Here is a 22,762-nt window from a genome sequence, read left to right as displayed (position 1 = left end):
CTTAGCTAGCGAATAGTAGCAATGTTTGGAAGTCGGCAGGGAAATTTCGCTTCTGAACTGTAAAACATGCCCTTTTAAAGCTTCTATTAAATGTAAAATATTTCATTATTATTTTTAGTTTTACAAACTAATTAATAGAGGGCTTGTTTGGACAAATGTGCACCATTATAAGCCTCATGAATTTTTCGCATGCATAACACAAATATTTTGAATACTTTATTACGTAGAAAATATTTTCGTCTTCTTTCAAATGCTTTTGTGAGTTGGATAATGTTTTTGTTATTTTTAATGCTTCCTTCAAAAAGCTTTTCGCAGCTATGCCCATGCGATAACTTTGGACCAGATACAGCCTGTGGAGCCATAAATCTATCTGTGAGCACGCAAGGAGTAAATCTTTTTTGCATTAACAACACCGTTGCCATTTCAATAGATAGTACCAAAGGTTCTATAGACTCTATCTATGTATGTTGGGGCGATGATCAATACTCGGCCCTGCCGGGCAATTTTCTTGGCGTGGTAACGCACAAGTACGATTACCCTTCTGACACCTGCACACCTTGTGGAAAAATATTTGCAACCATAAAAATTTGTGCCGTAGACACCTGCGCTTTCGGATATAGCTATGCAGATTTTAGCACTACCATCACCATTAGAACTAATCCCAATGTTGGCTTTTATTTGCTGAGTGATACCATTTGTGCTAACGAACCATTTATTATACAAACCGATACGGTTTGTTCAAATAGTTGCCTGATAGATTCGTCAGAATATACCTGTGTTATGGGCGACAGTACTTTTACAGGCATAGCTTATCAGATTAGCCCCAATACAACTACCATATTTGCTCCTCCTATCATTCCGTGGCAATATGCTAATGCAGGAAATTATGTTGTTTCGTTAACTATGGGAAATGGCTGTGACACACTAACGCAAACCCTTCCGATACATGTAAGGCCCCCTACTTTTATTCATCCGGTTATCAGCCTTACAGATTCTTGCGCCCCTGCAATAGGGCTCACGCAACTTAATGGAATTGCCTTCGACTCGGTGTTATGGTCGGCCTGGCTGGGTTTTCCAATTATTACCATGCCTGCTGATTCCACTCCACTCATAACAGCAAATGACAGTGGACAATACCAGATACATGTTGAAGCTTATGGATGTTGTTTTCAGCCGGCTATATGCACTTGGGATACGATATTTAGTTTATTGCCCGGGCCAAAATTTTCGCTAATGACCATACCACCAATTTGTGATTCAGGATTTGTAAATAATTTTAATGGCATATTTAATCCTCAAGGAAGCATTACCAATTATCAATGGACATTTACAGGTGGTAATCCTGCAAGCGCCACCACAGCTAACCCGCCCCCGGTATTTTATAATACTCCGGGAGTACATCCCGTAAAGTTAGTGGTTACAAGCCCTTGTGGCACCGATTCGCTTTCTACTAATGTTACAGTCAATGCTCATCCCGAATTAAATATTGTAACCAACACCTTAGATGGATGCGATACACTCACAGTGTTTGTTACCAACAATTCGCCAAGTGGGCAAACGTACAACTGGAATGCACCAGGAGCCAGTTATCTTAATGGTACAACCAATACGAGCACTAATCCTGTATTGTTTTACAACACACCTTCCAACTATATTTTCAGTGTTGCCGCCTCTACTGCAGGCTGCCCTGATACTACAGCATTTTTTAGTTTTGCACTCAATGCAAATCCTCAATTAAGTGTACTTGCAACTATTCCGGATTCATGCCTTGCATTTAATTTAAATCTATCCAACTATTTTAGTTTAACACCGCAACCAACTGATAGCGGATACTCATGGGTAGTAATTGATACATCAGGAAATATTTATTTAAACGATAATTCGTCAAATCCTGCCGCCATAAATATCAATCAGTTTACAACGTATATCGTAACCGTTATTGCCTGGAACTACTGCGACAGCATCGTTCTTACTGATACATTTACGTTAATACCTCCGGCAATTTTTTCGGTGCCAAACGATACGGTTTTATGTAAATATGATCCGGCATTACCACTTGCCATATTAACCAACCCTCCCGGTTTATGGTCATGGAATGGCATCCCGATTACTTCGTTTAACCCAACTTTAGCGCAGCAACAGCAGAATTATTTGTTGTACACCTATGGAAGCGGCAGTTGTGAGCAGCGCGATAGTTTTATTGTTGATGTAACAGGCGCAACACTATATGCAGGAGATGACACTACGCTGTGTAGCAATGGCACCATTTTTAATCTTACAGGTAATATTCCCGGTGGTGTATGGTGGGGCAATGGAATAATAGATACACTTACGGGTGCTTACAATCCGGGACTGGCCTACCCAATAAATGATACCATCGTTTATACCATTACAGATCCAAACGGATGTATTACCCCTGACACGCTTATGGTAAACTTTTTTGCACCTATCAATTCAAACTTTGCAACCTTTGGTTTACCATGCAAAGGGACTCTCTTAAGTTTTGTAAATGGCATTGCCGGAGCAACAGCGATTTGGGATTTTGGCGATGCTTCGCTGCAACTCACAGGAGATTCGGTAACGCATGCCTATTTACTAACCGATACGTTTACGGTTACCATGTACCTTCAGGATAACCTATCGGGCTGCCGCGATACGGTTGACACTGCCATCATCATCTCGGAGCCGCCCAATGCTTTATTCTCCTTAGTAACAGACGAGGGTTGTACCACCCTGCCTGATAGTGTAATTAATCAGAGTACCTTCTTTTGGGATGCAACGTATAACTGGGATTTTGGAAACAGTGTGACAAGCAACTTGTTTGATCCACCGGGCACATCCTACACAGCCTTAACAGGAGATACTATAAAATATCTGGTTACCTTAACTGCCACAAACTTATGCGGAAGCGCAACGTATACTGATACGGTTACAGTTTGGCCTATTCCCGAAGTTTTGTTTGGTGTGCAATTGGGAGATAGCTGCTCGCCTGCTCCAATTAATTTTTTAAATATTACCGAAGGTGGCGCAACCAACTATTGGTGGTATATAAACGACAGCCTTTACAGTTCTGCTCAGGTTTTAGGTCAACAAATTTTTCTTGCCGATTCGCTCGATAGCCTTTATACGGTTATGCTGGTAGCATCTAACCAATGTGGCATCGATACCGGAATTCAATACGTTACCATTCAACCTAATAATGTGCAAGCCTTTTTCAATACTGATTTTACATTTGGATGTGTTCCCCTTACAGTAAATTTTAGTAGTATAGCCTCACAATCTGCAACGGTGCAATGGGATTTTGGTGATGGCAACACTGGCTTTGGCGATACTATTACCCATACGTTTGATAGTGCCGGTACTTATATTGTTTGGCAATGGACTGATAATTACTGCGGGTTCGATTCGGTATCACAAACCATTACTGTTTTCGATAAACCCAATTCGGGCTTTGTGGTAAAGCCAGTAAATTGTGGTAACGAACCTGTTTCATTTTTGGATACCACCCAATTTACGCTAGGCAACTATTGGATATATGGCGACAACTCGGCACCTGATAGTAATTTGACCATGACCACTCATAGCTATACCGATACAGGCCTTGTAACGGTGCAATTGATAACCTACTCGGTAGGAACAGGATGCCGCGATACGGCATCACAGGTTATTAAGTTGCTTGACTATCCTCATGCTAATCTTACTTTTCCAAAAATAGACGGATGTGTTCCGCTTACGATAAATTTTATTAGCACGAGTACGCAAGCCAACTATTATCAATGGAGTACCGGAACCGGTGACACGCTCAATGGTGCCAACCCCAGTTACAATTATCAGGTACCTGGACAATTTACTGTAACATTAACTGCCATTGATAGCAATGGCTGTAAAGACGACACAGCCTTCAGTTCTATTAATGCTTATCCGGTGCCTCAAGCTATAATAAGTGCGGTGCAACAACCTCCGTGCAGCACACCTGCCAACCTGGTGCTTAATGACCTGAGCATAAATGGCGGAATATCATTTTGGGATTTGGGTGGAGGTGACACAAGTAATCAGAGCAATCCTGTATTTAGTTTTACCGATACAGCAACTGTAAACATTATGCTTATAGCATCAAATATTTATTACTGTGCCGATACTGCATACGATACCATAAAAGTTTTTCCAGAGGTTAAGGCAGATTTTACTTCTTCTGCCACCGAAGGTTGTTATCCTATTTCAATCAGCTTTAATAATAATAGTATGAATGCTACCGGATATTGGTGGCAATTTGGTGATGGCAACGAAAGCTATCTGCAAAATCCTTCAAACACGTATTTTCAGGGAGATACTTTTCAAGTTATACTTATTGCTTCAATAGACTCAGCATGTTTTGATACCTTAAAAAAAGACATTGTAATATTTCCCGATCCTCAGCCTATTGCAGATTTCTATGCATCGCCCAACCCTGCCAATTTAATGAATCCCTCCATCTACTTTCAAAACTTGTCGCAATACGGGTCAACCTATTACTGGTGGTTTGAACAGGGACAAACCTCAACAACTTTTAATGCATCCTATACTTACCCTGCTGTGCCTGCCTCCTACCCTGTTATGTTGGTGGTAACAAATGATTATGGTTGCCGCGATACCTCCATTAAAGAAGTGGTGGTGAATGATACCATTTTATTTTTTGTGCCTAATGCATTTACACCTAATGAGAATAATGTAAACGATGGCTTTACCATGTATGGTGTAAATATCGACTTTGTCGATATGACCATTTTTACCCGTTGGGGCCAACCGGTTTATCGCAGTCAGGGCCAAATGCCAACACCATGGAATGGCCGCTATAATAATGATGGAAGGCTTGCTCCACCCGGAGTGTATGTATACCAATTCTTCATTACCGACAAAGCCCAAAATAAATTCGAACGCAAGGGTTTTGTAAATCTAATCAGGTAAGGATCATTTACACAAGCAATGCTGTGCATTCAATTTCTGTTAGTTTGTAATACTGGCTGCAACATTTATCAATAAAAAGTTCGGTGTGTTCATTACTAACAAGATTAATTGTACACCCTCCCAACCCACCTCCGGTTAATTTAGCTCCATAAAACCCACTACATGATTGGGCAATAGCTTTTAATGCTTCTATCTCAGGGCAACTGATATAGTAATAGTTACAAAGCTCATAATGGGTTTGGTTAAATAATTTCCCCATGGTTTCCATATCTCCTGTCATAAGTGCTTGCTCGTAGTTTGCAAACCTGTACATTTCATTAATCATATACGTTGCGCGCATGTAAACTGCGGGATGAAGCAATTGTTTTATCTGCCTTAAGTCAGCTATACTCACATCGGCAAGGCATTGAGCCTGATGCACATGCTGGTTTACAACTTCAACCGCATCATAACAATCTTCGTTACACTGATTAAGATGACCACCTTGCGACAGATTATGTTTTACATGCGAGTTCAATACTATCAGGTTACAATTATTTAGATTGCATGGTATATGGTAATAGTTGAAAGTGCGGCAATCAAGTATCAATGCTTGTCCAACCTTTGACAACAATGAAGCCGCATGATCAAGCAGTCCGCATTTTACATTAGCAAAAAGCACTTCAGCTTTCATGCAAAGTTTTGCAAGTTTAATCTCTTCTATATGCAAGCCGAACAACGTACACAGCGCTTTGGCAAATGAGGTAGTAAGAGCGGCCGATGAAGAGAGCCCTGCGCCAATAGGAACATCGGAATCAACAACCGCATCAACACATGGAAAATGATGACCGAATTTTTCCTGAAGTTGAAATAACACTCCATACAAGTAATTTTGCCAATGCCCGGGCATTGTCGGTTGAAGATGTGCATGATCAATCGTAATCCATTGTTCGAAGTGAGCAGAATATATACGCGATACCTTAAGTTGATTGAGGACAATGCTTGTGGTAACAGTGAACGGTAAGCCCACCGGCATTACTTTTCCCAAATTGTAATCAGTATGCTCACCAGCAAGATTAATCCGTCCACAAGTGATTGCCTGGGTACCAAGAGTTCTTACTTTAGTCAAATCAAACATACAAATTGTTCAAATCTTTATGCCTTAACAAACTAGGCCATATTTTTTTTAATGAATATTGTGCAAATTATCATTCAATAACTCATATGGACAAACAAAATCAAAAATTCTATATTGCTATTATAGGTGGCCTGTTTTTTATTTTTGGCTTTGTAACATGGCTCAATGCTACCCTGATTCCCTATTTAAAGATGGCATGCGAGCTTACTAATTTTCAGGCCTTTTTTGTAACGTTTGCCTTTTACATGTCTTATTTTTTCATGGCAATACCATCATCGTATGTATTAAGAAAAACCGGATTTAAAAATGGGATGTCGTTAGGTTTATTTGTTATGGCAGTGGGCTCAATGATTTTTATTCCTGCTGCAACCTCGCGCACCTATTGGCTTTTCTTGTTTGGTTTGTTTGTGCAGGGAGCAGGACTTACCCTACTGCAAACAGCCAGCAATCCATACATTACCATTTTGGGCCCAATAGAAAGTGCTGCAAGACGCATAAGCATAATGGGTATATGTAATAAAGTAGCCGGCATATTGAGTCCGTTAATTTTGGCAAGCATTGTAATGGCAGGTGCCGATAAACTTGAAATTGAATTAAAAACGATGGATGCTATACAAAAAGCCAATACGCTTGATATGTTGTCGTCACGAGTTATTTTGCCTTATGTAATCATGGCTATAGCTTTAGTGCTGCTAGGGTTAATCATCCGTTTTTCGCCATTGCCCGAAATTAATGAAGAAGAAAATGACAAGCCTGAAGAAGATTCCAACAATCGTTCAATTTTTGCGTATCCACAATTGATATTTGGCGTGCTCGCAATTTTTCTTTATGTAGGTGTAGAAGTAATAGCAGCCGATACCTTATCTAACTACGGAAAATCCATTGGCATTCCAATGAAAGAAGCAAAAACCTTTCCTTCGGTTACACTTACTTGCATGCTTGTAGGATACGTAATTGGAATTTTTGCCATTCCAACATTTATTACACAGCAAACTGCACTTAAACTTAGCGCAGGTTTAGGAATTATTTTTTCTTGTTTAATTTATTTCCTGCATGGTTATGCCTCTATATTTTTGATTGCAGCACTTGGATTGGCAAATGCTTTAATGTGGCCTGCAATATGGCCCTTGGCAATAGATGGCATAGGCAAACACATAAAAACCGGAAGTGCCATGCTCATTATGGGTATAGCCGGTGGTGCGCTTTTACCTTTACTTTATGCAGCTATTGGAGATGCTTATTCCTTGAAAGCCGGTTATCTTATTATGATACCCTGCTACTTCTTTATCTTATGGTATTCGAATGCAGGATTTCATCGGAAGGCAGAATCAAAATAATTTATCTACCAGTGCAAAACAAATCCCACGTTAATGGCATAAGCAAAATAATTTGTTTTAGCACTTGCATTGTAAATCGAATTGAACTTATCAGTTGATTTATCAATTGCCTTATAGCTTTTATTTTCAGTTAAAAGGGGTGCATATACAACACCAATTCCAAATTTAAGCGATGTATGTTTTGCCATTCGGTAGTAGCCATCAAACTTTGCATTTATGGCAATCGTGCTCCTTTTCAAATTATCATTGGTTCCTTTCAATCTCTTATTTTTTGCAAAATCATAGGTCCGGTCATCCAGTTGATTGAAAACCACTTCCGATCCCGGAATAGCAGATTGCTGATCAATATCATCGGATGTAACCAGGATATTATACGTTGAACCGTTATCAAAGTAGTCATAATAGGTAACTTTGTTCTTGGTAATGGTGTCAATCTGATACAAGCCTTCAAAATTTGCTGTATAATCAAAATAAGAGATGTTCTGAAACATCATATACGAAGGCCCTGCGCTAAACTCAAATGAAACTTTGTATTCAGAGGCTTTCGTTTGGGTATACATTTTTCGCCATTTAAAAAGTACCGGTAAATTTAGAATATTATAAGCAATTTCTTCTTGAGATTCTGCAAGCAAGGTTACACGCCTGCGGTAATCGTCCACACCATCATTTGCCTTAAACGTATAAATAATATCCTCCGTAAGTGTGTACTTTGCTTCAAACGTTGTGAAATTTGCTCCCAGCGAAATTCCTGTTGTCTTTTTCATTTTTCCAAAGTAATATGAAAATTCAGCTCCATAAACCGGGTTCATAACGATTCCTGCGTTTTTAATTTTTCCCTGAGCTGATTCATTAAAATCCATCCCGGTATATCCGTTGTTATTAAGTTCAGGTAAATTCATTGGTACTGAGTTGGCTTGCCCGCCTACTATAAAAGCGATACTGGTTTTGTTTGTAAAATAGTTTTTGGGGCAACCACGATTTTTTACATCACCATATAAATAATCGCAATCATCAATTTCATCCGGCACGCCATCCATATCAAAATCAGGGCAACCGTTGGCGGTAATATCACCTTGTTCTTTCAAACAAAAATCTTCATCATCAGGCACCCCATCGCTATCAGAATCATTCGTACATTTAAAATCAGGATTTCCGATTCTTGTTATCGATTTTATTTTGAATTCATCCCCTTCCAGAATCAATACTACTTTGAGCGCGCTTGTTGATTCAAAACTAAATGTGCGGTCCGCGTATTTCGTAATAAATTCTGCTATGCGGCTTTGTACAATGGTATCATCAAAAAATGTAATACCATGCTTATTCATCTTATTTATTTTGAGCGTGTTCATTAATGAACCAGGTTCATCAAAAACAAACTTGCGGTATTTTTCGCCTGAAATTTTTCGGGTAAACTCGAATGATAACAGATTCGGATTTCTATTGTCCCCATGTTTTATTTTATCGATTGCTTCCACATTAAGACTTTTAAATTGGAATGTAAGATCATGGGCATATAATTCTTCACTTTTTAAACTGTCTAATTTATATGGTTTCGTATCATCCAGCGAAGAAGGCCTATAAACAGCATTAATATCATCATCAATGGTAGCTCCGCTAGAAAATAATTTAGCGTGATATACACCGGTCCGGTAATAAGGTAAGTCCAGGCCGGCAGAGTCAATGCCAACGGTCCAATACTCTTGCAATTGGTTAATTACATAGTTTATTACAGAATCAGATTTCTCTACTTCGGATTGTGCTAATGAAATTACAGGCAATACCATTAGCAATATATATAAACTCAATTTTTTCATGGCAGCAATTAATTATGGATGATTATTATTCGAGTTGATATCTTCTGCATATCCTTACTTTGCAACTCAAGCGAATAAATGCCATCAGATAAATTATTCAGCTTAAGCGGTGAGGTTAGTTCATACTTTTTCTTTTCAATCAGATCTTGAAAAACAAGTTGACCAATATTATCATATACACGTAGTGTTATATCACCATAAATTTTACCATTAAGCATAAAGGTAAAATTGCCATTGCCCGGATTAGGAAAAATATCTAACTTGATACTATTATCTTGAGCAGGTTGTTCCAAATAACGATTATAAGCATATGGCCCGTTATAATAAACCTTGCTTCGACATTCGCCACTGCGCAATAAAACCCACCATGCATAATGAATAGTATCTAGTCCTTGCGAATCAACATACTTAATGTCGGGAACAAAAAATTGGTAAACTTGTCCTGCTATGGCAAGAGGCACACCCAGGCTATCCGGTTTTAAAATACTTGGAATGGTATCATATCCCCACTGATATCCGTTTACTGTTCCAGTAGAATCTGTATAGGTTGCATCCATCGAATTATCAGGGTATACCAGTATGTTGCCGGGTTGCTTTATAAAAATTTTACGTTCCTGTATCGAATCATTATTTACGGTTAAATTAACGCTTTGTGATTCAGTAGCAAAACAACCACCCAATGAATCATTATTATATGCCGTTACTGCAATTTGAACGGTGTTGGTTATATTGTCAAAAGAGATAACGGTGTTGGGATTAGTGGTATCGGCAATAAAAACATTTGGACCTGGCAGGGCATACCAAATATAAGTAACACCGTCCTGAATAAATGACGGGGAAATATTAAAATTAATATTCGTTGACCCTCCGCAAAGATCGATTTCAGTTTGATTACTTGTTAAAGATGAAAACAAAGGAGGTTTTGGTAAAGGCAATACATTAACAGTAAAAACAGCTGATGACTGGCATCGTACATTATTATCTATATAGGTTGCAATGATGTTATATTTGACAGGAATAATAGTGTTATTGAGATTATTATTTAGGGTATCTTCTATAAATGCATTTGGCAATTCAGGTAGTTGAGGATTGTTGCCTGTAATATTTACAACACTATCTGATGTCCATGAATAAAAAATATTTGATGTAGCATAAAGCGGAACTATCTCATATTGGAATTGCAATCCACTGCATACGGAACTACTCGAATCATAAATGAACGGGGTAGGATTTACAAGGAGTTCAATAGAATCTAATCCAATACAACCGGAAGCAGAAGTTATTGTATAAAAATATTTCACCACAATTGGGGATGCCGTTATATTGATGATGGAATCCTTAATTAAATTGGTAGTACCTACTGCCGAAAGCGGTATTATACCGCTAACCGGACTCCGCTGCCAAACTAAGGTGGTGTTCGAAGTTGCACTCAATCCAATATAACTATAAACAGATCCACTACAAATGGTATCGCGTTTTACGCTATCAAGCAAAACCGGTTTGGGCAATACAGTAACAATAATATTTTGCGTATTGATGCAGCCTTCAGGTGTGGTAAGTTTAACAATATATGTAACATCAATAGCGAATGAGTTAGCATTCACAAGCGTTTCGCTGATGTTTGCTGTGTTACCACTGTTTGACAGAGGCGAAATTCCCAGCACCGGATTTCTTACCCATTCAAAACTCGTGTTCGATATATTCGCTGAAAGATTTCGCAAAAATAATTTGCCACTACACACACTATCTTTTAGCAAAACTGTATTTGATAATAATGGCGTTGGATTAACAGCTACTGTTATATTCTGAAAGTTGGTAGGGCAACCATAGGCAGTTAAACCAACCGAATAAGTAACTGTTATGACTGTATTGGTTGAATTTATTAATGTGTCCTGTATAAGGCTTGATGATCCATTGGCCGGTAAACCTCCATTAATGTTGGGAACTGCCGCGCGCGACCAAGAAAAAACAACTCCGGGTGTTAAACTGCTTGCATTATAAACATAACTACTGCCACTGCAAATCGTATCAGCAAGTATAGTATCCGTTAACAAGGGAGTAGGAAAAACGGTGTCAGTCACATGTTGAATAGTAGAGCAATTATTTGCAATAATAGTCATAGCATAGGTGACAACCTGAATAAACGGAGTGCTGTTATTTAGCGCTTCGCTTATAGTATTTCCTGTTCCTGAACTTGTATAAGGTGTAATACCTTGCACGGAATCCCTTTTCCAAACATAAGTTATAGTGCCTTGCGTGTTGCTGGTAGCAGTAAAATTAAATACCGCATCATTACAAGTACTGAAACCGGTAACAACATTTGAAAGTTTAGGTGCAGGGTATACTGTTACAGTTATTGCCTGCACATTAAACGTACACGTATCAGCAGTTGATATAGAAATATTATACGTTATCGTTTTTATTGAATCGGTATTATTAAGAAGTACTTCTTGAATTAGATTTGAATTGCCAAAAGATGCAGTATCATTATTGATACCAATAACTGCACCGCGCGTCCAGGAAAACACTGCTCCCGGTTGCACTTGTAGCATTGTATACTAATAAACTACCGCTGCAAATACTTATTGGACTAGTATCGGATGACAACTGCGGGGTCGGGATAACTGTAACTCGCATAGAGTCTTTTCCAACACATGTGCCTGAATTGTTAGCCATTTGAAAAATGTACCAAACAGCAATGGGAATAGTATCGGTGTTTACTAGCACTTCATTTATTAAAGAATCATTTCCTGCAGCCGCCAATCCTCCATTAATACCTGCAACGCCAGCTCGAGTCCAACTAAAATCAAGGTTTGGTGTTTGACTTGTAGCCAAATGGTTGAAGCTGGTACTGTTACAAATGATGGTATCCTGTGTTGAACTCAAGCGGGGTGAAGAGTTAACGGTAATCGTAAACGTTTTGTTGAGCCCGACACAAGAATCTTCACTTGCCTTAATTTTTACTGTAATAGTTGCAACTATTGGCACACCAGTATTATTAGTGGCCACAAATCCCTGAATGGCATTAATTCCCGCAATGCCAAAACCTACATTGTCGCTGCTTGTCCATTCTATTGCCGCATTGGGTGTCAACGTGCTGAAGGCAATAGGCATCACAACTTCTCCATTGCAGTAAGAATAATTGCTTATAATGTCAAGCACGGGAGTAGGATTAACAGTTACTTTTAGTGTGTCAATTTTAGGGCATGGGTTTACAATTCCAGGTCGGGTAAGCGTGTAGACATACATTACTTCAATTGGCAATACTGAGTTATTAAACAGATTCTCATTAATTGTTGCATTGTTGCCCGAATTTGCCACATTACCAAATACATCTGCCGCCCGTGCCCACGAGAACAAAGAATTTTGGGGTTGGGCAGTGGCGGTGTAACTAAAATTACTCTTATCGCACAAGTGTTCCTCGGTAGAACTAGTCAATTTTGGAGTTGGCTTTATAGTAATTTTGAAATTTTCATTTGTTCCTATACACCCTTTTAAAACCGGATTGAAAAATACGGTTTCACTAATATTTTGTGCACCCGTATTGGTAGCCGTAAATGCAGGAATATCCCCGCTACCCGAAATACCAAAGTTAATATTCTGGGAGCATGTCCAGGTAAAAGTTGCACCGGGCGGAGTGCTCGAAAAAATGAAACCATTACCCATTAATGAACCATTGCAAATAAAGGTATCGGGTAATTGATTTGCTATAGGCAATGGATTTACGATAACATATACCGAATCAGATATTGAACAACCATTGCTTGTTACCGTTACTATATATGTTCCTCCATTTACACTACTAACATTTGGGACATTTGGATTTGCTGCACTAGAAATAAAACCATTGGGGCCACTCCAATTATAACTGTAAACTCCATTGCCGCCAAGTGCCAATGATGATAACAAAAGCTGATCATCCTCACACAAGCTATCGGCTGCGGCCGCAATTATATAAAGTTGCTTAACTGTAATTGTTATAGTAGCACTGTCAGGGCAGCCATTTTTCTTAAGTGTGTAAGTAGTTGTGCTGGTTGGCGAAGCTACTATATTAGCTCCTGTGGTGCTACTAAGCCCTGCAGCAGGGCTCCATCTGAATGGTGCAGCATTGCCAGTGTCGCTTGCATTTAATGCAATACTATTACCCAGACATAAAGAAGCACTAGCAGGGTTAATAGTTAAGCCACATTGTGCATTTAAATTATACACACTACTCCATAACATGAGTATACAAAGAATAATGCTGCTATATTTAATATTAGTTAGTACCATTTTGTTTCATTTGATATTTTCTCTAAATCAGATTTTCTGTTCTTATTTATTTCATTCTTTAGCAATTCAACAATTTCTTCGGTAAAAGGATTCCAACTATAATTTCCCTTTGCTGCTGCTAGCAGCACTTTTCCTTTAGCTTCATCAAAACGGGCATACTGAATTTCGCGTAAATTTATAGGCAACTCAATTCCTGTTAGTTTTTTATCAGGAATCAAAAAACTTGAAACATTTCCCAATTCGACATTGCCAACATCGTATACCGTAACCTTACCTCTTTGGCTTGAAGCCAGCAAATAATATTTGCTCTTATATTCAAAAAAATCGATGGATGTAACTCTTGAACCCAATTCATTTTCATACACCGGTTTGATTTTTTCATAGGTATTGTTGCTGTATTGTATATATCCTATTTCACCGGTTCGCAAGCCAAAATAAATTACCTTGTTGGCTGCATTATAATCAATAGCAGTTACCAACCCATTCATAAGTATGGTTGCTTGTTTTGATAATTTATAACGATTGTTATATTTATAAACTTCGATGCTATTATTATCGGTGGCGCAAAAAATAAGGCTATCGCTAGCATTTGCAGTCAGACATTCGATGTTTGTATTGCCTTCTTTAGTTAGTTCCACTTGATGTCCTTCAAGGTTGAGCACTATTTTCGATTTATTTTTACCGCGCAAAATTTTAGCATTATTGCCAAGTGCTACCGTATCCGAAAAACCAATACTGGAAATTTGTGCTAATACCAAATCTTTATTGTCGTTAGCGGTAAGGCTTGCAAAAACTTTAGGATAGAGATCGATATTTTTAGCCTTATCATTAAGATAAGCCAGATGATATAGATAAGCTACAAGTTTTACATCATACGAACTTTTTTTGATTTCACTAACCGAGGTAGGACCTTCTCTAATAGAATCTTTATAGGCTGATGCAGCAATCTTACGGCTTTTATCCACAAGAGCCTTGTAAGTTTTTTCTAGTTCCAGTTGCTCCTGTTCAAGCTGATCGAGCAATTCCTCAACTTCTTTTGTTTTTTTTTCGGCTAATTTCGTTTGCTCTTCCGCAACATCTTTAGCAGAGTCAGCGGCTGCTTCTAAAAGAATGGCGTTCTCTTTGTCGCGAATAGCTTCTGCTCTCAATGTATCGGATACCACGCGCACCGAATCTGCATAAACCGCAGCGCTATCAGATAATTTCTTAGCAGTGACTGCTTCTTCTTTTAAACTATTAGTCCATATGGCAATAATTGCTCCTGCTAAAGCGAGTAACCCAAAAAATATAGCCACCCCTATGGCATACCGTCTCTTTTTTCTGGCGATGCGTTTTTTCTCTTCCTGTTCTTGTCTAGCACTTTCTTCACTTTTTTTCAAAAAGACTATGGCTTTCTCAAAATCACCTTTATATCGCTTTGCCCATTCGGCATTAGGATTAGTATCCTTGTACCATTTAGCAGCAATGGCAAGCTCCGGGTCGCCATCTCGATAGAGTGCCAGCCGTTGGTCAAAATATAATTGCGCATCTTCGGCCAGACGAATAAATATTTTTCCGCTTTCTGCCTCTTGCTTATTCCACACAAGGAGGCGCTCCCATATTCGCATAATGCTTTCATGCGAAATATCAATTATCGAATCGCTTGATAGGTTTGTAACATTTGATTGCGTCATCAAAAAGGTACGACCTTGCTTCCGAAAAACATCTACCACTTTAATAACTTCGGATTCGGGCATTTTCGAAATATCGCTTAGCTCCTTTATATTCTGAGGTCTTCGTGTGCCACGGGCATCTGCAGTAATGTCGGTAAGTGCCTTAAACATTAGTTCGCAAATCTTTTGCTGCGGTTCGTTGAGTTCACCATATGCTATGTCAGCGTGTTGCGATAGCGCAGTTTCTAACGATCCAATTTTTTCGTAATCTTCCATATCGATGAAAGCATCGGGTTGATTGCGATCGTGCCAGGCATCCCATGTACGCATTAAGGCATGTTGCAAGATGGGTAACTGATCGGTGTTATTACCAAGATCGTTGAGCAGTTTAGTAAGCAAACGCGGAGTAATATCGGTACCGCTAATTTTAATAGGGCCGTTGATGGCTTCGCGTATCTGATCACGCGTCATACGTGGCACAAGGTATTGCCCACTATTAATTGCTTCGGGTAGCCCTCTAAACTGCGAACAGTCGCCAAGAAAATCGGAACGCATGGTAATGAGCACATAAATTGGCGCCACCGTTTGTGATGCAGCTGTTAGCAGCAGGTTTATAAAATTAAGTGCATCACTTCTTTCCTCATGTATCAGTTTTTCAAATCGGTTAAAGCGAAACAACTCTTCAAACTGATCAACAATTATTAATAGGTTTTCGGTTTCCGTCAGGTTTGCACGATCGTAAACATTGATAAGCCCATTTCCGCTTCGCCTAAGTACTGCTTCTATAATTGCACTTCGCGGAATTTCGGGATTTGCAGCCGTGTTATACAATACCGAATCCTGGGCAAGCGCCTGCGACAGATTACCAATAGGATTATCACCGGGACGCATCAGTGCTACTCGCCAGTTGTGACCTGCACTTAAGAAGCCACTATAAATTGCAGGCAAAAATCCTGACTTTACTAATGATGATTTGCCGCTGCCCGATGAACCAAGTACAGCAAGAAACCTGCTTGTACTAAACTTTTTAAGTAAGTCATTTATTTCTGCACTGCGACCAAAAAATAAATAATCTTCCTCTTCTTCGTAGGAGCGTAAACCAACAAAAGGATTTTTTAATTTACCTGGACGTATACCCATATTGTATTATTTAAGTGAATCAATAAAGGCATTGAAATTATCTTTGTTTAATCCGTTGAGGCCATTTGCTATCATGAGGTCGTGCGATCTGAATCGTTCTTTTTGTGGAGTTGATGGCTCTGCCAAATACACTAATTTTGCAAGCAATGGTTTGCTATTGGGCAATCCCGGTTTACGTGCCAAATCACTTGACCTGCTACGCAGCCATGCCTCATTGGCCTGACCGTAATATATTACAGCTGCATCGCACAGGCTAAGGTATTCATCGTTTATCTTCCGCTCTTCCGCCTCATCACTTTCAAATATCGGAAGCATTACATCATATCCGCATCCAAATAAATAGTCTTCTAAATCTTTGGTGTTTTCAAGATCTCGCTTATCGCAAATAAGATAGATAACCCGGGGACCCGAATTTTGGCTAGAGACCGCATTGTTGTTTGCAACCGGTGCTGCTTTGGCCTTTTGCCTGGCTAACTCCACAGCCTTATCATGTTCATCTAGTTTTCGTATGGTATCAAATATTGCATGCTTAAAATCTTCTTGTGAACCTACCAGCAAATCAGAAAGATTTTGCAAGTCCTCCTTTTGTTTTAAATGTTCAATAAATGGTTTAAGTCGTTCTTCGGCAGGATTATCGATAGGTGGCACCCATATAAGCCGGCTTAGCCCTGCTGATGCGCCTTGAGCAGCAGCAGCCTCGTTCTGCAATAACAAAATTGATTTGTCTGAGTCCTCGGGTATGGTTCCATACTTTGAACCTATTATATGTAAGGATAGAGAAGATTGTTTTAAATACTCCTCTACTTCTTTCTTAAATGCATCATCAACCAGGGTAAGATTTTTATCAGGAAATATTCTAAATCCATGATCTTCGAGTTCACGCCTCAGGTTATCGCGAAACTCACGCACATCACTTGTTGTTTCGGCAAGGTAAATGGTGCGTTTATTAAATTTCCTGTCATTTACAACGGTTGCACTTTTTTCAACCACTTGTATTTGTGTCGAAGCTGAATTTAACTTTTTAATTAATTTAGCAAGGTGTTGTGCCACTTCATCCATTTTGGTCCAAAAAGCTACCTCGCTTTCATTACCAAATATTTTTTTAAAAGCACGTGTTGTACCTGTTGTAGTATCCGTACTAAAAAATTCGTAGGCTAATATCGGCTTTAATCGTTCAGGCAACTCTTTTAACTCAACTGGTGTTTTTATTATTTTAAAAATCCGCGCCTTATTTTCTATACTTATACCACCATTAGTCTGAGCTATATCATAAAAACCATTCACTTCTTTGGTGCACCATTCTGATTCGAGATACCTAGGGGAGATTACAGAAATCATTACTTTAAGTTCCTGGAATTTTTCGGTAATTTCATCAGAAAACATGTCGTTGCCCTGAAGTTTGGAATCACGCCATATAACGGGTACCTTGCCTAGATACTCCCCTACCATAACTTCCAGAGCCTTGTGGAATTCGGTAACCCACCCCTCCTTGTCACCAGGAAGTAGCTGGTTATCGTGGTGTGCGTAGCTTATAAAGATATCCTTGTTTAGTGTCATAGGTTCTTTTTAATAGTCAAAATAAAAATAAAACAAGACAATGGTTCCTGCTAATCTACAGGATAGTTATGCACTCCCTTTTGGAATTGGTTAGCGTAGTTTTGAATGTTAATTCAGGGTAAGGCGAGTGTCAAAAATCATCCTAATGGATTCAATTCGAAGACAAATATATAACTTCCTTGTTAATAAGAAATAAAAAAATCGAATTTGTAAAAAATAGCACTTTTTCAAAAGTGCACTGTCTTCAGCGCGTTTTATACACAAAGCCATTACTAAAATAGAAAAAATAAAGGCATTAGTAACTAATACCCTATACCGTTATTGTTTCGATATCCCTTTATGTATAAGCCAATCCTTGTGCACAAAAATTAAGTTTGTAACCAGTTACGTTACCCCTTACTAACTTTAACCCCAAACCAAAAAATGCAGCCAATGGCTGCATTTTTATTTTATCAACTACAGAAAACATTTACATTTTTGTAATCCGTTTGGTAATTACTTCCGAATTTTTTAAAAGCCGCACCAGGTAAATTCCTTTGCTTAATTCAAGTGCCGATACATCCTGACTGTAAACTCCCCTATCGAGTTTTTCGTTCATCAATATCGACTTTATAAAATTACCTTTTACATCATATACACTCACCGTTACATCACTTGGCTCCTCTATTACAAATCGTATGGTGAAAGCTTCGTCAACCGGCACGGGATATACCTGCAAATCCCTGCTATCTTCAGCATACGTTTTGCGGGTATCGCTTGTGTACTCCGGCACCATAGGTCCTTCGAGCGTGCCGGTTTGTTTCATCAATAAGTTATTGTTTGCGCATGGCTCAATATTGGCATTAAAGGTCATGCTATTACCAACAAAAAATCCCGGATTTATTTGTATAAAATCGTTGGCCTTGTAGGTAACTGCCGCACCATTGCCCCAGGTCATGTTATCGCTACTCTCTACTCCATTGCTGGCATGCCAATACTCGGCAGCCGATGAGGTACTGGTATTATCCAAAAATAAATTGCTGGGGCATACACGTGGTAAGGGAGTACGCCACAAGCCGCGACTAAATGTGCCGGCTACAAGGGTGTTAGTTGCAGCATAAACTTTCAAGTCGCGCACTATTACGTTGGGCAAACCATTATTATACGCTACCCATGGGCCACCCGTATTCAAGTCATACATATACACGCCTACATCTGTACCTACAAAAAGGTAGTTGTTGTAAGCCGGATGAAACGCTGCACAATTTACAGGCACATTTGGCAAACCCGTATTTATGGGCGTCCATGTTACACCTCCATTGTTACTATAAACTACTTTTTTGTTTGCATTAAATCCACCCATAGTAAGCAAAGCCTGATCGGCATTGCGCTCGCTAAAAACTACATTCGAAATGGGCCAGACAATATCTGTATCAGTTACAGCTGTAAAGGTTGGCAGTGCAGCCAGCGCATTCGTTGTGCGTAGCACCGAACTAGAATTAATTACACATAACATAAGTTGATTATTATTGGTACTAAGAGCAAGCCTCGAAACCTTACCAGATAAACTATCTGTAATAGCTGCCCAGCTATCGCCTTTATTATTAGTACGGAATATTTTTCGGTAACCAGCATATAGCCTGCTTTCATTTTGTTTATCCATAATAAATGGTGTAAAAAATGCACCATTGCCAGAACCCGGTGGCGATATATAATGCTCCAATGCATCAGCGCCCCCCGAGTCGCTTCTAAACATTCCTCCTTCTTGCCAACTATAATAAATCACATTATTATTTGATGGCTGTATTGCTACTTGCATGCCATCGGCACCTTTGACATGCAAATTAGTATTTGCTCCCACATTAATATAGTTGCAGCCATTATCTTGTGCTCCGGCCATTACAAAATTATTATTGCTTTGATTTATATCAATAGAATAGTACTGCGAAATATTTAGTCCCGCGCTTATGTCAAACCATGTGCTTCCATTATTGAGACTTTTAAAAATACCTCCATCGCTACATGCATACAACACATTATCATTATCGGTAAATTTTAAATCATGTATATCTGCATGTACATAGTTAGTATCCGTAGCATTTTGCACCCAATGTGCTGATAGTGTCCATGTAGCACCCGTATCCACACTGCGCCAAATATTTATACCTCCAACCATCACAATTGATGGATTGGTAGTATGTACCGCCAACGCCAAATCATATCCACATTGTGCTGAGCTATCACCATTTGAGCCATTCTCCTCATAGCCTAATATAGCAGGCGAATTCGACTTAAAACTAAAATTAGCTCCACTATTATTAGACACATAAAAACCTCTAAAGCCACCAATTTTTGATGCCTGCCCAAGTAATGCATACACACGGTTAGGTGCTGCCGGGCTAACTGCTATAGCTATACGCGCTATATTATTACCCGGTATGCCTATAGCGTTACTCCATGTGGAACCACTATTAGTGCTATACTTTACAACCGTACCCACAGCACAATACACAGTAGATGTGTTACCCGGCTTAAACTCCGCATCGCGAGCATTTCCTGTTAGCACCTTGGTCCAGGTAGATGCAGCGTTATCCGATTTATACAACCCATCAGATGTTGCTGCATACAATAAATTACTATTAGTAGGGCTCATCATCAATTTGTATCCACGTATACTTTGCAATACGGTAAATGATAATCCTGTGGTGTTCCAAGTAAGTCCACCATTGGTAGTTTTTAGCACCCCTACCGACTTGGTATTGCCTCCATCGCCATAACCGGTAAGTATGTATATAATATTTGTATTGAAAGGTTCTATACAAATACCACTCACCCCCAGCACGGGCAATCCATTACTTAAACTATTCCATGCATTACCGCCTATGGATGTATTCCATATTCCCCAGCAGGCGTTCCCACCCAAAAGTTCGATGCCCCAAACGAGTTGCCCTGAAAAGCTACCGTATTCACACGCCCCATGCCTCCGCTATAACCTGTTTTCCCCAGTGTAAAATTTGTAGGACCCATCGATACCCAATTCGCCACCGGTGCCATCATACCCTTTTGCGTGGGATTAGTTTTTAGCGCACGCTCATGCTCATAGTAGGCTTCCCATGTTTTGGCAGTAGCATTCACAATACGTCTATTATCATCCAATCGCATTTGCGTGTCATATTTCCATCTGCTGTATTGTACATAACCCGAGCCACGGCCCTTGCCATTAATTTCATACCACGCATCATACACGTTGCATATAGAGTCGAAACTTGCACCAACCGGAATGTTATGAAAGTCCGCCTTAAAATTTCTATCCTGTGCATTCAAACTTATTAATAAGCCCAAGCACCATATTATACCTATTGTTTTTTTCATTTCTCTTTTTTGTTTTTAATTAAGTAAAATGTTTAGGGCGTGCCCCTGAAAAAAAGTGTTTTGAAATTTATTTTTTCAGGGTCGGGCTGTCCGCTTCTATCTTTTGTTTTTTTCGTGTGTTTGTACACTTTGGTGAATCAAAAAAAACAAAAGGATATCCGCTACCATCCCTCACGCATGCCACCATGCAGCCACCCGTAGCACATTACTTAAATTCAAATTACTTTTGCTCCAACACTTTTACCCTTTCAAGTAATGCAGCATTATCACCTTTCAATTGCTCATTCTTTTTATTCAATTCAATTAAATATAGCGTTAGCTCCTCCACCTTTTCTACCAGTTTCATTTGCAATTGGCCTACGGTAACTTCCAGCTCATCTACCTCTGCAGCAGTAGGCATGCCTGGCAAATGATTATTTGTTGTTACATAATTTTCCAATTCATTTAGCGGTAGCATTTTGTAATCGCTGGCAAACACATAATCGGGAAATGGTTGCAACTGCACACGCAAATCGGTGCAGATAACACTGCCACGTACTGTTAGTTTATAATTATTAGAAGCACTGCCGCCTATGGCTACACGGCCATCGCCCTGTATGCGCATTAGCTCATTGCTACTTGTAGCCGATGTTGCAGCATAAAAAACATGACTACCACCAGTTCCCTCTACCTGATAACGCAAAGTATTTGCATTCATACCAAAGCCCGCAAATTGATGTTCATTATCGACACTTTCCCATAATACTATTCTACGATTGGTTAAAAGGTTACCCAACTGCAACTGTGCATGTGGGGTTTCGGTGCCTATTCCAAAGTTTCCATTTACAAGCAAGCTCAATTGTGGCCAATTATTGCCGGTGTGGAAATATAATGGATGTGCTGTAGTTGTACCAAAATAGCCACCTTGCGCGCCTGCTACACCCGCACCTATAAAGGTTCCAATTCTTACATTCTCATCAGTATGAATAATACCAAAATCTTCGGTAGGCGTATGCACACTGAGTTTCGAAATAGGTGACGTTGACCCTATACCTACATTGCCATTTACATTAATATACATGCGTGTTTGCATAACACTATTTCCATCAGCAACATCAAATTGTAATGCATAATCATTGCCGCCATTTAAAACCGACTTTATTTTTGCTGATGCTATACCACCATTGTAAAATCCTATTCCAACATGTTGCCCGGCAAAAAAAGCTTTGTTCTGAAGTTGCAATGGCTCGTATAACGTATAGTTAGCAACTGTAGGAGTGCTACTTAATATAAGTGATGGATACAAAACGTTTTGTGGTGTGGTGTTAATACGGCCATCGCCATTTACATCTAATCTATAGGTAGGTGCATTATTACCAATACCAACCTTACCAGCACTGGTAATAGACAAACGCGTTTGGTTATTAGTGCGCAATTGCAACGCCTTGTTATCTGTAGTGCCAATAAAATTGGTGCCCGGTGTTGTGCCCGCATTACCGGTAAGTGACCATTGCGCATAGCTGCTGCCTGCACTTGCAAGTACCAGCAACATGATGATAAATTTACTTTTATTCATTTTTAAATTTTTTTATTTGTTAG

The 22,762-nt window shown here is 39.3% G+C and carries 11 protein-coding genes; 2 read left to right on the top strand and 9 right to left on the bottom strand.

Annotated features, from left to right (window positions below; translation table 11 throughout):
* The first annotated feature begins 288 nt into the window (after positions 1-288).
* Positions 289-4,944 carry a PKD domain-containing protein gene (locus IPO27_08420; protein ID MBK8846545.1) on the top strand — a complete coding sequence of 1,552 codons (4,656 nt, stop codon included), beginning with the start codon at positions 289-291 and terminating at the stop codon, positions 4,942-4,944.
* Positions 4,945-4,951: 7 nt separating this feature from the next.
* On the opposite strand, the gene IPO27_08415 is transcribed toward IPO27_08420, so the two are convergent.
* Positions 4,952-6,052 carry a hypothetical protein gene (locus IPO27_08415; protein MBK8846544.1) on the bottom strand — a complete coding sequence of 367 codons (1,101 nt, stop codon included), beginning with the start codon at positions 6,050-6,052 and terminating at the stop codon, positions 4,952-4,954.
* Positions 6,053-6,147: 95 nt separating this feature from the next.
* Here IPO27_08415 and IPO27_08410 point away from each other — a divergent pair, with 95 nt between their 5' ends.
* On the top strand, positions 6,148-7,398 hold the full coding sequence (locus IPO27_08410) for a sugar MFS transporter (protein ID MBK8846543.1): 1,251 nt from the start codon (positions 6,148-6,150) through the stop codon (positions 7,396-7,398).
* 5 nt (positions 7,399-7,403) lie between these two features.
* On the opposite strand, the gene IPO27_08405 is transcribed toward IPO27_08410, so the two are convergent.
* The 8 genes from IPO27_08405 to IPO27_08370 form a co-directional block, all read right to left on the bottom strand.
* Positions 7,404-9,212: a thrombospondin type 3 repeat-containing protein gene (locus tag IPO27_08405; GenBank protein ID MBK8846542.1), complete on the bottom strand. Its 1,809-nt coding sequence runs from the start codon at positions 9,210-9,212 to the stop codon at positions 7,404-7,406.
* Between the two features lie 8 nt (positions 9,213-9,220).
* A complete protein-coding gene (locus tag IPO27_08400; GenBank protein MBK8846541.1) occupies positions 9,221-11,764 on the bottom strand; it encodes a T9SS type A sorting domain-containing protein in 2,544 nt (847 codons plus the stop codon).
* Positions 11,700-13,484, bottom strand: a complete 1,785-nt coding sequence (locus tag IPO27_08395; GenBank protein ID MBK8846540.1) for a hypothetical protein — start codon at positions 13,482-13,484, stop codon at positions 11,700-11,702. Before IPO27_08395 ends, IPO27_08400 begins: the two co-directional genes overlap by 65 nt.
* The gene (locus IPO27_08390; GenBank protein ID MBK8846539.1) at positions 13,475-16,276 is read right to left on the bottom strand and encodes a hypothetical protein; all 2,802 of its coding nucleotides are present in this window, start codon (positions 16,274-16,276) and stop codon (positions 13,475-13,477) included. Before IPO27_08390 ends, IPO27_08395 begins: the two co-directional genes overlap by 10 nt.
* Positions 16,277-16,282: 6 nt before the next feature.
* On the bottom strand, positions 16,283-17,833 hold the full coding sequence (locus IPO27_08385; GenBank protein MBK8846538.1) for a toll/interleukin-1 receptor domain-containing protein: 1,551 nt from the start codon (positions 17,831-17,833) through the stop codon (positions 16,283-16,285).
* A gap of 469 nt (positions 17,834-18,302) precedes the next feature.
* Positions 18,303-20,735 carry a T9SS type A sorting domain-containing protein gene (locus tag IPO27_08380; protein MBK8846537.1) on the bottom strand — a complete coding sequence of 811 codons (2,433 nt, stop codon included), beginning with the start codon at positions 20,733-20,735 and terminating at the stop codon, positions 18,303-18,305.
* The gene (locus IPO27_08375; GenBank protein MBK8846536.1) at positions 20,693-21,184 is read right to left on the bottom strand and encodes a hypothetical protein; all 492 of its coding nucleotides are present in this window, start codon (positions 21,182-21,184) and stop codon (positions 20,693-20,695) included. Before IPO27_08375 ends, IPO27_08380 begins: the two co-directional genes overlap by 43 nt.
* A 220-nt stretch (positions 21,185-21,404) precedes the next feature.
* Positions 21,405-22,739 (bottom strand): hypothetical protein, encoded by a 1,335-nt coding sequence (locus IPO27_08370; GenBank protein ID MBK8846535.1) that lies wholly within the window; start codon positions 22,737-22,739, stop codon positions 21,405-21,407.
* Positions 22,740-22,762 lie beyond the last annotated feature (23 nt).

It is taken from the genome of Bacteroidota bacterium, from assembly GCA_016714535.1.
Lineage (GTDB): Bacteria > Bacteroidota > Bacteroidia > AKYH767-A > OLB10 > JADKFV01.
This window is presented reverse-complemented; position numbering and strand designations above follow the sequence as displayed.

What these genes read in the sequence shown, in the direction of transcription:
- IPO27_08395 (MBK8846540.1), bottom strand. Translation starts at nt 13,484, where the DNA reads ATGGTACTAACTAATATTAAATATAGCAGCATTATTCTTTGTATACTC.
- IPO27_08385 (MBK8846538.1), bottom strand. Translation starts at nt 17,833, where the DNA reads ATGACACTAAACAAGGATATCTTTATAAGCTACGCACACCACGATAAC.
- IPO27_08400 (MBK8846541.1), bottom strand. Translation starts at nt 11,764, where the DNA reads ATGCTACAAGTGCAACCGGGAGCAGTGTTTTCCTGGACGCGCGGTGCA.
- IPO27_08390 (MBK8846539.1), bottom strand. Translation starts at nt 16,276, where the DNA reads ATGGGTATACGTCCAGGTAAATTAAAAAATCCTTTTGTTGGTTTACGC.
- IPO27_08370 (MBK8846535.1), bottom strand. Translation starts at nt 22,739, where the DNA reads ATGAATAAAAGTAAATTTATCATCATGTTGCTGGTACTTGCAAGTGCA.
- IPO27_08375 (MBK8846536.1), bottom strand. Translation starts at nt 21,184, where the DNA reads ATGAAAAAAACAATAGGTATAATATGGTGCTTGGGCTTATTAATAAGT.
- IPO27_08420 (MBK8846545.1), top strand. Translation starts at nt 289, where the DNA reads ATGCTTCCTTCAAAAAGCTTTTCGCAGCTATGCCCATGCGATAACTTT.
- IPO27_08405 (MBK8846542.1), bottom strand. Translation starts at nt 9,212, where the DNA reads ATGAAAAAATTGAGTTTATATATATTGCTAATGGTATTGCCTGTAATT.
- IPO27_08410 (MBK8846543.1), top strand. Translation starts at nt 6,148, where the DNA reads ATGGACAAACAAAATCAAAAATTCTATATTGCTATTATAGGTGGCCTG.